9 protein-coding genes are annotated in these 14100 nt (G+C 43.4%); 1 reads left to right on the forward strand and 8 read right to left on the reverse strand.

Annotation, left to right across the window (positions count from 1 at the left end):
- The first annotated feature begins 23 nt into the window (after positions 1 to 23).
- Complete coding sequence (locus ACHEVO_RS01870) at positions 24 to 380, forward strand: hypothetical protein (protein WP_394123700.1); 357 nt, start codon at positions 24 to 26, stop codon at positions 378 to 380.
- A gap of 143 nt (positions 381 to 523) precedes the next feature.
- Here the strand turns inward: ACHEVO_RS01870 and ACHEVO_RS01875 are convergent, their stop codons facing one another.
- From ACHEVO_RS01875 to ACHEVO_RS01910, 8 genes are all read right to left on the reverse strand, one after another.
- Entirely contained in the window at positions 524 to 2176 is a 1653-nt protein-coding gene (locus tag ACHEVO_RS01875) for a BCCT family transporter (protein ID WP_057760694.1), read from the reverse strand.
- 242 nt (positions 2177 to 2418) lie between these two features.
- Positions 2419 to 4071, reverse strand: coding sequence for a BCCT family transporter (locus ACHEVO_RS01880; RefSeq protein WP_394123701.1), 1653 nt, complete (start codon positions 4069 to 4071; stop codon positions 2419 to 2421).
- A gap of 243 nt (positions 4072 to 4314) precedes the next feature.
- Positions 4315 to 5958, reverse strand: coding sequence for a BCCT family transporter (locus tag ACHEVO_RS01885; protein ID WP_394123702.1), 1644 nt, complete (start codon positions 5956 to 5958; stop codon positions 4315 to 4317).
- A 189-nt stretch (positions 5959 to 6147) separates the two neighbouring features.
- A complete protein-coding gene (locus ACHEVO_RS01890; protein WP_394123913.1) occupies positions 6148 to 7404 on the reverse strand; it encodes a PQQ-dependent sugar dehydrogenase in 1257 nt (418 codons plus the stop codon).
- Positions 7405 to 7632: 228 nt separating this feature from the next.
- Positions 7633 to 10230, reverse strand: a complete 2598-nt coding sequence (clpB, locus tag ACHEVO_RS01895) for an ATP-dependent chaperone ClpB (RefSeq protein ID WP_394123703.1) — start codon at positions 10228 to 10230, stop codon at positions 7633 to 7635.
- Between the two features lie 309 nt (positions 10231 to 10539).
- Positions 10540 to 11121 (reverse strand): L,D-transpeptidase family protein, encoded by a 582-nt coding sequence (locus ACHEVO_RS01900; RefSeq protein ID WP_394123704.1) that lies wholly within the window; start codon positions 11119 to 11121, stop codon positions 10540 to 10542.
- Between the two features lie 110 nt (positions 11122 to 11231).
- Positions 11232 to 12023 (reverse strand): SDR family NAD(P)-dependent oxidoreductase, encoded by a 792-nt coding sequence (locus tag ACHEVO_RS01905; protein WP_394123705.1) that lies wholly within the window; start codon positions 12021 to 12023, stop codon positions 11232 to 11234.
- Between the two features lie 77 nt (positions 12024 to 12100).
- Positions 12101 to 13822: an AMP-binding protein gene (locus ACHEVO_RS01910; protein WP_394123706.1), complete on the reverse strand. Its 1722-nt coding sequence runs from the start codon at positions 13820 to 13822 to the stop codon at positions 12101 to 12103.
- Positions 13823 to 14100: the final 278 nt, after the last annotated feature.

Genomic DNA, 14100 nt, shown 5'->3' on the forward strand with positions numbered 1-14100 from the left:
TATTATGAATAAGGACATTTCTTATGAAACAAACTCTATCCAATCGTCGATTTTCCACAATTAATCAATCTTCGTTCAAACCATCATCACTTGTATTGATATTAGTTCTAGCTTTAACTGGCTGTAGCTCTATGTCTGATATCGGTACGTCTGGTCAAACACCTACCCCATCCAGTCCTGATATCAGTCAGCAATTTGAAGGTGCTCTGACTCAATGTCCGCCCGCTAACCCTGCCAATAATATCTGTACGGCACAATATGAACCCGTCTGTGTAAAAACAAAAATTGGATCAGTGATCAGCTACCGAGCGGCTAGTAATGCCTGCTCAGCCTGTAATATCCCTGAGGCCGTTAGTTATGCAAAAGGCGAATGTAGCTGATCTACAAAGTAGTTGTATCGAAATCTGCTGTACTGAAAGCTGCTGTATTGAAAGCTTTTTTATTAAAAATATTGAACATCCATAAAAATACCCAGCTTATGACAAGCTGGGCATTTTTGTAGCCAGAAAATAAACTCTAAAGCTTAAGCATCTTTCTCAAGTGCTGGTGGGCCTTTTAGTAACTCTTCATCACGGAATTCATTGGCCGAGTTGTGCTCTGCTGACTCTTCTGTGGTAAACCATTGCTGATTACGATACAGTATCAAACGATCTCGACTGAGACCACGCAATAGAGAATACATCATCACGACGATCACAATAGCGAAAGGAAATCCTGAGACAATCGATGCCGCTTGTAGTGCACTCAAACCACCTGCTGCCAATAATACAGCTGCGATAACACCTTCAGAACCTGCCCAAAATAAGCGCTGAATCTTTGGCGGATTGGTATCACCACCTGAAGTCAGCATATCAATGACAAAACTGGCTGAATCTGACGAGGTAACAAACCATAATACAATCATCACCACAATGAGCAAGTTAACCGCACCCGTTAATGGATAAGATTCCATCAACTTAAAGATAGCGCTACCTGTATCGGCTTTGACCGCTTCGATCAGACCTGGACTAACTATGTTAGGGTCTGCTGCTGCCACCAACTCCATATTTACCGCAGAACCACCAAAAGCAGTAAACCACAGGAACAATATCGTGATAGGAATTAATAATACGCCTAATATAAACTCACGGATGGTACGGCCACGAGAGATACGTGCAACGAATACCCCAACGAATGGTGACCAGCTAATCCACCATGCCCAATAGAAAATCGTCCAAGAGGCTTGCCAGTTTTCTTCGCCTCTATAAGACTCTGTCCACAAACCTAATGGCACGATTTGATGCAAATAGTTGCCGATGTTTTCTACGAAGCTATTAAAAATAAACTGCGTAGGCCCAAAGATAATCACAAAACTTAGCAATATCACAGTGAACAATATATTGGTATCACTTAGACGCTTGATGCCTTTATCCAATCCCATAAACAGAGATAACCCTGCTAGCATGGTGATAAGGCCAATCAAAATAATCTGCACCGTAATATTATTGGGTATACCAAATAACGTCTCAAGGCCTGAGTTGATCTGTAAGACACCAAGACCTAACGTGGTCACTACCCCAAACATCGTACCAAATACGGCAAGTGTATCTACCGTATGTCCCCAACCGCCGTAGATTTTTTTACCCAATATTGGGTAAAGTGTCGAACGGATAGCCAGTGGCAAACCTACTCGATAATGAAAATATGCGAGCGATAGCGCAACCATGCCATATAGCGCCCATACATGTAGACCATAATGTAAAAACGAGATATTCATCGCTTGTTTGGCAGCGGCAACTGTCTCCGCCTCGCCTAATGGTGGTGCCATGAAATGATACAGCGGCTCAGCGGTGCCCCAATAAAGCAGCCCGATACCGATACCTGCTGAAAACAGCATACCAATCCAAGAAACCATATTGTACTCTGGCCTTTCATTCTGATGACCGAGTCTGATATCGCCGTAGCGGCTAAATATCATATAAATACTCATGACCAATGTTAAATTGACCACGACAATAAAGAACCAACCGAAGCGTAAAGAGACAAATGCTTTTGCTTGGTTAAATACGACTTCTGCTTGTTCATTGAATAAAGCGCCAAAAATAATGAACGCCAGTATCAAGATTGCTGAAGTCAAAAATACAGGTTTACTTACCCGCGGAAAAGGGCCTAATCGGCCAACTTTTACATGATCCATAGGTATATCCCCAAAAAAGTGCGTAACCATACCAAGGTATGAACGAATTATCAAATATAACACCTTGTAAATACTACCGAATGTATAGAAATGGTAGTAACATTTCGGTAATAATTTTCAACAATCCGAATTTGTCCTGAATAAATTTAAGTATTTTCACCCAATAAAGAAGCCCCAACTTAAAAATAAATTGGGGCTTCTTCTATCAAAAGCTTAAATAGCAGTCTTACTTTTGCCCACTTTTAGTCACCTTTAACAATCTTAGGTGGTCCTTTTAGTAGATGCTCATCAGCAAATTCATCTGCCGAGTTGTGATCTGCTGACTCTTCAGTAATATAGTGCTGCTGCGCTCTATATAATATCAATCGATCGCGACTCAAACCACGCAGTAGCGCATACATCATGGCAAATATAACCAAAGCAAATGGCAATCCTGCTACGATAGCGGCTGCTTGTAACGCGCTCAATCCACCAGCAGCCAACAAAACAGCAGCAATGACGCCTTCAGTGCTTGCCCAAAATAAACGTTGAATCTTTGGCGGATTGGTATCACCACCTGCGGTCAGCATATCAATGACAAAACTTGCTGAATCTGATGAGGTCACAAACCACAATATAATCATAATCACAATCATGAATGTGATGGGTTGCGCCAATGGATAGTACTCAACCAATTTAAAAATGGCACTACCAAAATCTGTTTGTACCGCCTCGACCAGTCCAGGACTAACCAACGCTGGATCAATAGCAGCGAGCAGCTCCATATGGATAGCAACACCGCCGAAAGTTGAAAACCAAAAGAACAATATGGTCATAGGGATAAGTAATACCCCAAGTACGAACTCTCTAATCGTACGACCACGGCTGATACGAGCAATAAACACGCCGACAAATGGTGCCCAACTTACCCACCACGCCCAATAAAATATCGTCCATGCTGACTGCCAGTTTGCCTCACCTTCATAAGACTCACCCCACAGACCTAATGGCACAACCACTGAAAGATAGTTGCCGATATTTTCTAGGAAGCTATCAAAAATGAAAAGCGTCGGCCCTAAGACGACCATAAAACCAAGCAGAATAGCCGTTAAGCCGATGTTTACATCGCTTAGACGCTTGATACCCTTATCCAAGCCCATCATGACAGAACATGCGGCCAAAGCAGTAACAAAGGCAATCAGAGCAATTTGTATTGTGAGATTATTAGGAATACCAAATAATTTCTCAAGCCCTGAGTTAATTTGCATCACTCCAAGACCGAGTGACGTCACCACACCAAACATCGTACCGAATACGGCTAAGATATCAACGGCATGACCCCACGAGCCATATATCTTTTTACCCAATATAGGATAAAGGGTTGAGCGAATCGATAGTGGTAAGCCACGGCGAAAATGGAAATAGGCTAAAGATAGCGCTACAATTGCATACAATGCCCAAGCATGTAAGCCCCAATGTAAGAAGGTAATATTCATCGCCTGCTTGGCGGCTTCTATCGTTTCGTTTTCACCGAGTGGCGGTGCCATAAAGTGATATAAGGGCTCTGCTGTACCCCAGTAGACAAGTCCAATACCGATGCCAGCAGAGAACAGCATGCCGATCCACGAAAATAGACTGTACTGTGGTGTCTCAGTTTGAGCACCAAGGCGAATATCGCCATAACGGCTCATAGACAAATAAACACAAAGTCCTAAGGCCACATTAACGAGAATAATGAAAAACCAACCAAATTTATCGGTAATAAAGCCTTGTAAAAAACTGAACAACGTACCGGCAGATTCAGTAAAAAAAACGCCAAGAACAATAAATGTAATAATCAGTAATGCTGAAGTTAAAAAAACAGGTTTACTTACTCGCGGAAAAGGGCCTAACCTGCCAACTTTTACATGATCCATAGGTGTGTCCCCAAAAAAGAGCGTAACCATACCAAGGTATGAACGAATCACTAAATATAACACCATGTAAATACTGCCGAATGTATAGAAATCGTAGTAACATTGCAGCAATAATATTTCAACAATCTGAATTTTCCTGAATAAATTTAAATATCTTTACCCAATAAAGAAGCCCCAATTTAAAAATAAATTGGGGCTTCTTTTATCAAAATCTTAAATAGCTGTCTTGATGCTATCTACTTCTTAGTCACCTTTAACAATCTTAGGTGGCCCTTTTAGCAGATGCTCGTCAACGAACTCATTCGCTGAGTTATGGTCTGCTGATTCATCCGTAATAAAGCCTTGCTGCGCTCTGTATAGAATCAGACGATCGCGACTCAAACCACGCAGTAGCGCATACATCATGACAAAGACTACTAAGGCAAACGGTAGTCCTGCTACGATCGCTGCCGCCTGTAGAGCAGACAGTCCACCAGCCGCTAGTAAGATAGCAGCGATAACGCCTTCTGTCGTCGCCCAAAATAAGCGTTGGATTTTCGGTGGGTTGGTATCGCCACCAGCAGTCAACATATCGATGACAAAGCTAGCAGAATCTGACGAGGTCACAAACCATAGCATAATCATGACGACAATCAGTAGCGTAATCGGTTTTGCCAATGGATAGTACTCAACCAACTTAAAGATGGCACTACCAGAATCTGCTTGTACTGCTTCAACCAATCCTGGGCTAACACCTGACACAGCAGAAGCAAGCTCCATATGAACAGCAACGCCGCCAAAGGTGGTAAACCAGAAGAACAAAATCAGCATTGGAATCAGTAGTACACCAAGCGTAAACTCACGGATAGTACGACCACGAGAGATACGAGCAATAAAGATACCAACGAATGGTGCCCAACTAACCCACCATGCCCAATAAAATATCGTCCAACTACTTTGCCAATCTGTCCCGCTATAAGACTCACCCCATGTACCTAGAGGTACAATCACAGTCAGATAGTTGCCGATGTTTTCGATAAAACTATCAAAGATAAATAGCGTTGGTCCTAAGATGACCATAAACGCTAATAAGACGATAGTGAAACCAATATTGATATCACTTAAACGCTTAATACCTTTATCCAAACCCATCAAGACTGAAGCTGCTGCTAGCGCTGTGATGAAAGCGATCAAGCCAAACTGTACGGTAAGACTGTTAGGCGTACCAAACAGCTTTTCGAGTCCAGAGTTGATCTGCATAACCCCAAGCCCGAGCGAAGTAACCACACCAAACATCGTACCAAACACAGCCAAGATATCGACCGTGTGTCCCCAACGACCATAGATCTTTTTACCAAGTAAAGGATACAAAGTAGATCGAATCGATAATGGTAGGCCGCGACGGAAATGGAAGTACGCTAAAGATAGCGCTACAATCGTATAAATCGCCCAAGCGTGTAGACCCCAATGCATAAATGAGATATTCATCGCTTGCTTTGCGGCTTCTACTGTCTCTGAATCGCCCATTGGTGGTGCCATAAAGTGATACAACGGCTCTGCTGTACCCCAATAAACCAGACCAATACCAATACCTGCAGAAAATAGCATACCAATCCAAGAGAACAGATTGTACTGCGGTCGTTCTGTTTGGTTACCTAGTCGAATGTCACCATAGCGACTCATTGCCAAGTATATACAAAGCGCAAGCGCGGTATTGACCAGAATAATGAATAGCCAACCAAACTTATCGGTAATAAAATTTTGTAAAAAACTAAAAACAGCCCCTGCTGTTTCGGTGAAAAACGCACCGAAAATAATAAAGCCAATAATCAGCAGTGACGATGTAATAAACACAGGTTTACTTACCCGCGGAAAAGGTCCTAATCTGCCTACTTTTACTTCTTCCATGTGCAAGTCTCAAATTTCAAGGAACGTTACCTTAACAAAATAGGTCTTAACTATCAATCTATTACAAAATAAAACTTGATAAAACTATTAATTTACTCTAAAAGAATTGAATAGTTTTATTAAAATAATTAAATATACAGATAGGTAACTACGTCTTTAATTTGATGTTTTTTCAATATTGTTTCGATGTTATTTGGGCAATAATCTAAGTAATTGTGCATCATTACCGTCTTCAAGTGTCCACACTTGCCCGTCTACTGCTAGCACACTGCGGATACGCTCTCCCATGTCATAACGGTAACGCTCAGCGGCGGTATTGTCGTCGTTTATGCCCACTACGATAAGCGCTTTAGACGATAGGCCACTGATAAGCGCATTGCCCTGCCAGCTAGGAAAGTCATTATGAGTACCAGCCACATAGATGCTCATAGCAGATGGTGATATGACAGGTGTCCAAGTAATTTTTGGTGCCGTAAACTCTGGCTTTGTGTCATGGTCAGGAATGTCTAAACCTGAATAATTGCGGCCATTGGATACCACTGGCCAGCCATAATTGTTACCCTTCTCAATAATATTAAATTCATCCCCGCCTTTTGGTCCCATTTCATGCGCCCAAAGCTGTCCACTATCATCAAATGCCATACCAAGCACATTGCGATGTCCGATGGTCCAAAACTGTTTGGCCAACTCATTATCAGTAAACGGATTGTCTGTTGGGGCGTTACCATCAGGACTCAACCGTATTATCTTACCCAGATTGCCATTCATGTCTTGTGCTGGGTCTTTGTCTTGACGCTCGCCTGAGCTGATATAGAGATAACGCCCATCGGGAGAAAACAGCAGGCGATGACTATAATGTCCTTGTCCTGTGACTTTCGGAGACTGTTGCCAGATAGGCGTGATATCTTGCAACGTAGGTGTGGCTGTCTCTAATCCTGAGAGTGTCGCTTTGATAACTTTAGCGCCAAATTTATTACTATCACTTCCTGTTCCTGCTTCCGCGTAGCTAAGATAAACGGTATTGGACGTCGCGAAATCTGGAGCCACGATGATGTCTCCTAAGCCGCCTTGACCACCGTAAGCGACTGTAGGCACGCCTTCGATTTTGGTTTTATTACCCGTCGCGGTATCTACGATAAATAGCTCACCTGTTTTTTGTGTTACTAGCAATTTTGGTGCTGTACTATCTGCAGTAGGTAACGCTGTCATAGCCCAAGGCTCATCAAAGGTAGCGATTGCCTTGGTGGTAAAGTCAGGCTTGCTAGTCTTTGTTTGTGTAGTGGTTTGTGTGACGGTTTGAGCATTGCTATCTGAAGTGGAAACCTCTTTAGACTCTGTTGCGGTACTTTTATTATTGCTAGGGCTTACTGCTGAAGGGTTGGAGCACGCGGCAGTGCTAAACAGCAATGCTGCAACAATTAGCGGCGAGGTTAAAGGTATATTTATACGTTCGATATGGGCTGTCATCGTTCTGTTTCTCCATTCAGTTGATACTGATACTATTAGTCTTTGATTTATTTATAGCATAGTCCTGAGACTTAAGAGATATTGAAATGGTAAAAAAACAGTAACGTAAAACGCGCCTTATAAATAAAAACCCCTTACCTACGATTGTAGATAAGGGGTTTATTTTAAACATACAGTTGGGTTATAAAGACGTCAAAGCCAATACGATTAGCTCATTCTAAGCTTATCAAAAGTTAGCTTGTCATCGGCACCTACATCGACTTTGATAATATCACCAGCGACGAAATCACCTGCTAATAGTTTCAATGACAATGGGTTTTCGATCTCTTGTTGAATGGCTCGCTTTAAAGGACGAGCACCATAAACAGGGTCATAACCCACGGCAACCAATTTATTCATCGCATCTGCTGACAGCTCAATATCCATCTCACGCTCTTGGATACGCTGACGTAATCGATCCAGTTGAATATCCGCAATACCTGCCATCTGCGACATACCAAGCGGATGGAAAACTACGATTTCGTCAATACGGTTGACGAACTCTGGACGGAAATGCTGCCCAACAGAATCCATTACTTCCGCTTTGATATCCTCGTAACTTTCACCTACCATTTCTTGAATTTTATGCGAACCCAAGTTACTGGTCATGATAATCACAGTGTTTTTGAAATCTACTACACGACCTTGCGAATCGGTTAAGCGACCATCGTCCAATACTTGCAGTAAAATGTTGAATACATCAGGATGCGCCTTCTCTACTTCATCGAACAATATGACGCTGTACGGCTTACGGCGTACTGCTTCAGTCAATGTACCGCCTTCTTCATAACCGACATAACCTGGAGGCGCGCCTACCAAACGGCTGACACTGTGTTTTTCCATATACTCACTCATGTCGATACGTACGATTGCATCTTCAGAGTCAAACAAGAAGTTTGCTAGTGATTTGGTCAGCTCAGTTTTACCAACACCAGTAGGTCCCAAGAATAAGAACGAACCAGAAGGACGATTTGGATCAGATAAGCCTGCACGGCTACGACGTACCGCATTGGCCACCGATTCGACCGCTTCGTTTTGACCGATGACACGCTCATGGAGTTTTTCTTCCATTGCGATCATCTTGTCACGCTCGCCTTGCATCATTTTGCTGACTGGAATACCAGTTGCGGCCGCAACCACTTCGGCGATTTCGTTGTCTGTCACCTTGTTACGTAGCAATTTGACACCGCTACCTTCACCTGTCTGCTCTTTTTGCTCAGCCAAATCAGACTCATGAATACGTCGTTCTAACTGCGGAATGGTTTCGTACTGCAGCTTACTCATGGTCTCATAGTCGCCTTCGCGGCTAGCTTTGTCATAGGCAATACGGGCTTTATCTAGCTCGTCTTTTAGCTGTTGACTGCCTTTGACCAGTGCTTTCTCTGCCTGCCAAACCTCGTTGAGATCAGCATACTCTTTTTCCAATTCCGCTATTTGTGCATCGAGCACTTTACGCTCGGCTTGTGCGCCTGCATCCTCTTCATTTTTTAGGACTTCGCGCTGCATTTTTAGCTGAATCAAGCGGCTATCGAGCTTACCTAATGATTCAGGTTTACTGTCCATCTCCATGCGCAAACGACTGGCTGCTTCGTCAATTAGATCAATCGCTTTATCTGGCAGCTTACGATCAGTAATATAGCGATGACTCATGCGCGCAGCAGCGATAATAGCACTGTCTTGAATATCGACACCGTGATGTAGCTCGTAACGCTCTTTTAGACCACGTAATATCGCGATGGTATCTTCGACCGTTGGCTCATCGACTAGTACTTTTTGGAAACGACGCTCAAGCGCTGCATCTTTTTCGATGTACTTACGGTACTCGTCTAGCGTCGTCGCTCCGACACAATGCAGCTCACCACGTGCCAATGCAGGTTTTAGCATATTACCCGCATCCATCGCGCCTTCAGATTTACCCGCACCAACCATCGTATGCAGCTCATCGATGAACAAGATGACATTACCTTCTTGCTTGGCCAAATCACTCAATACGCTTTTGAGACGCTCTTCAAACTCACCGCGGAACTTTGCCCCAGCGATAAGCGCACCTAAATCCAGTGACAGCACTTCTTTACGGCGTAGCCCTTCTGGTACGTCACCATTGATAATTTTTTGTGCCAAGCCTTCGACGATAGCCGTTTTACCAACGCCCGGCTCACCGATGAGCACAGGGTTATTTTTGGTACGGCGTGATAGCACCTGAATGGTACGGCGAATCTCTTCGTCACGGCCAATAACTGGATCTAGCTTGCCAAGTTCTGCTTGTTCAGTTAGATTTATCGTGTACTTGTTGAGCGCATCACGCTGATCTTCTGCGTTTTGGTTATTCACCGTATCATCGCCGCGTAATTGCTCAATCACCACTTTTAACTTGCTTGCCGTCACGTCAGCACTTTCAAATATCTTTTTGGTTTCGCCTTGCTCAGCGAGTGCCAACATCACCCATTCCGTCGCGATAAAATCATCGCCTTCTTTTTGCGCCTGACGATCGGCCAAGTTCAATATTTTGACCGAGTTTGGGTTTAGGTTAACGTCACCTGTCGGCTCCGAAATGGTCGCTTGATTATCCAATGCTTTGGCAACGCCATTTTTTAGCGCTGGAATAGAAGCACCTGCTTGTTGGCAGATCGATAAATTAGATTCATCTTGTAGCAACACGGCAAGCAAATGCACAGGATCGATACCTGTATGATCGCGACCTAACGCTAGACTTTGTGCTTCTTGAATGGCGGACTGCAGTTTTTGAGTAAACCTCTCAAATCTCATGTCTATATCCTTTTATAATTGGTATTCTCAGTCGCACCTCTAAGGATTATCTTAGTCTAGTGCCCACTGTTATCTGTCACTTATATAAGGTATATATACACCTATTTCAAGACGATTACCAAATAAAACCTTACTTAAGACAATGATATTTATTATTAATAAAATTTAAATGAGCTATTAATACCAGTTAAAGGAAGCTAGGAGATAGGAAACGCCATCTTATTGATATAAGTTAAAGAGAAATCTCCACTGAATATGGTAATAAGTAATACTCTTACTTAATCTAGACCCAATCATAATCCGACTATGCTACTCCACGATTTCGATAGGCGTACCAAGTGTCACCGCATCCATAATTTCATCCATCTCGTCATTAGTAACCGCGATACAACCATCTGTCCAATCGCGTCGTTGATTCAACCAGCCCAAATATCCAAAGCCATTCATTTGCCCGTGAATCATGATATTGCCGCCTGCACTGACTCCTAGTTTTTTAGCATATGCTTTATCAGTAGCATTGGGATAGCTGATATGAATAGAACGATGCGCAATAGAGTTCTCATTTTTGTAATCTAATGTATAAGCCCCAACTGGCGTACGCTGGTCGCCTTCTTGTTGCTTATGACCTGTTGGCCTGCCCCCTAGCGCAATACGATACGACCTAATAACTTTACCATTGCTCATCAGTTTTAAGACATGATCTGATTTGTCGACAAAGACTCTATCAATCACTATAGAAGGAGGAATGGGGTTTTTGGGTTTTGAGGTGCTTTTGACATAAGCAATAGCGCTGGTGCTGACAATGGCAGCAAGACTAAGACCAATAGTAATGGGCAGCCAAGGCGTACGCTGCTCATTTGATGAGTAAGATTTTTTATGAAAAAATGGCATAGACTCGATTCCCGTAATTAATTTTTTGTCATTAATCATATATATCAAAGCACTATGCCAGATTCTGTAGATACGTTTTGTGCAAAAGTGATGAATCACTCACTAGACTGCTACACCATGCGAATCGCACCATCTAAGCGAATGACTTCACCATTTAGGTAAGCATTATCGATGATATGAGTGACCAATTTGGCAAACTCATTGGGAGCGCCTAAACGTTTAGGATATGGCACACCTGCCTCTAGCTGCTCGCGTGCCTTTTCAGGGATACTGTCCATCATCGGCGTAGCAAAGACACCTGGTGCGATAGTCATCACGCGGATGCCATGACGTGCCAGCTCGCGAGCAAGTGGCAATGTCAGACCAACCACGCCTGCCTTGGACGATGAATAACTGGCTTGACCTACTTGACCGTCAAAGGCTGCGATAGACGCTGTATTAATAATAATACCTTGATCTACATTCTTCTCTACATAGTCACCTGTACTGCCATCACTCGCTATACGCTTGGCAATGCTAGCAGCGACCAAACGGGCAACGTTAAATGAGCCGACCAGATTGATATTGACCCCGCGGCTAAATGCCTCAAGGTCTGCCGGATTGTTATCACGATCCAGTAGCTTTTGTACCACTACGATACCAGCACAGTTGATTGAACCTTGTAGGCTACCGAAAGCTGACTCTGCCATTTCAACCGCTGATTGCACTTCATCACCGTTAGTGATATCACAGCGTACAAAGCGCGCATTATCACCCAATTCAGCGACCAATGATTGCCCAGCAGATTCATTTAAATCAGCGATGACGACGTTACCACCTTGACCTACAATCGCCCGAGCCACTGACTCACCCAAACCTGATGCACCGCCTGTGACCAAAAAGCTGTTTTCTTTAACTTGCATAATTATTCCTTTAAATTTTTGCTTCTTATTAGATATTTTTCTATTATATTTATAGACACTTTACCAACTCATTTCATTTATGCAGCAGACAGACTACGCAGCAAAAAGCGTTGAATCTTACCACTTGGCGTTTTCGGCAGTTCTGTCACAAACTCGACCTCACGCGGATAAGCATGAGTGGATAGGCGTTTGCGTACCAGCTCTTGGATTTCTTTGGCGATTTGCTCACTGCCTTCGATGCCATCTTTTAGTACCACATAAGACTTGATCGTGTGACCACGCACTTCATCTGGCACGCCTACCGCCGCAGACTCTGCCACTGCGTCATGCTCTAACACAGTGTTTTCGACATCAGTAGGCCCTACGCGATAACCTGCGGTAATAATGATGTCATCATCACGGCCTGAGAACCAGTAGCTGCCGTCACTATGACGCTCGACCACGTCACCTGTCAGATAGTAGTCATCTACAAAGGCTTGTTTTTCGTTCCAGCTATAACCCCGGAAATAAAACGCAGGTGACTGACTGACCACAACTGCTAGCTGCCCTTGCTCACCATCCGGTAGCACATTCATGTCATCATCTAGTACGACTAGCGTATGACCTGGGAGCGCCATACCCATCGAGCCAACAGGACAGTCATGTGCCAGTGCATGATGTGCACAGCAAGTCATGCCCGTTTCTGTTTGCCCATATTGGTCTTTTACTTGGCACGCTAGATAGGTTTCAACCCAGTTGACCACTTCGGTGTTCAGTGTCTCTCCTGCCGAGTTGGCACAGCGTAAAGCGAGTTTGGTGCTGTTGTCTTCAAGATCATCGTCATTGTCGTCTTTATTATCAAATACGCCGCTAGACTTCATCATTCGAAATGCAGTTGGTGAAGAGGCTAAATTGGTAATCTTATGACGCACCATAAAGTCGCGCGTATTAGTCGCGTCAAATCCTGCTTCATTAAAATAAGTTGTAATACCTAATAGCAGCGGCCCTGTAATGGCATAGTACAAGCCATATGCCCAGCCAGGATCGGCCATGTTCCAATACTGATCAGCTTCGCGTAGGTCAATGGCATAACGCATATATAGGTAAAAAGCAGGTAACGCAGCCAATGGAACGCTGACCCCTTTTGATTTACCAACCGTACCAGAGGTAAACATTTGTAAAAATGGCGCATCCGTATCGAGCATCACGGGTTCTATCGTTTGCGACTGTGCTGCCATAGACTGGCTATAGTGATCGTCACTCCATGTCTGGGCATCTTCTATACTTCCGACCAATACCATTTTTGTTTGCTCAGCCAAGTCTTCAAACTTGCTGCGATTTTCTAGGTTAGTAAAAACGACTTTGGTGTCGGCTTTGTCCATCCTATACTTGATTGAATCATAGCCAAAAGCAGTAAATAGCGGCTGATATACGGCTCCGATACGCCATGTTGCCAATACAACGGTTAGCAGCTCGGGCGTGCGCGGTAGCATGGTCGCTACCTTATCGCCCGCTTTTACCCCATACGACTGTAGCAAGTTAGCGATTTGAGCACTTGCTTTGTCAAGCTCACCAAAACTCATGCGCGTTATATTGCCTGCCGTGTCTTCGTGTACTAACGCAGCATTGTCAGCGCGGCCATCGCGTACATGGCGACCACAGCAAGCCATATAAGCATTTAGTCGATCGTCCACCTGCTCGCCAAATATTTCTGACAGCAGTGTATTCATATCAAAATTATTATAATAATCGGTGTAGTTTTTTGGTGTGACGGTAGTATCTGTATCAATATTCGTCGGAGTTTGAGAGGCGGTGTTCATAAGCTAATCCTTTAGCAATAGCAGGTAACTGGTAAAATGGTATTTATGATTGGAAAGCGGCTACATCCTATAGACCGTTTCATAGGTTCGTATTTATCATGCTCTATTAGTAACGCATTTTTACGTTTATTTCAATACATAACGTATCATTTTTATTTTATAGAAATAAAGATAATCCATAACTAATTATCATTAATTCGCTATAAGTCCACGAAGACACCTACAATAGCCAAAGTACTGCTACATATTTTCAATTTCCTATTAGAGAATTAACACCT

Source organism: Psychrobacter nivimaris (assembly GCF_043419765.1).
GTDB lineage: Bacteria > Pseudomonadota > Gammaproteobacteria > Pseudomonadales > Moraxellaceae > Psychrobacter.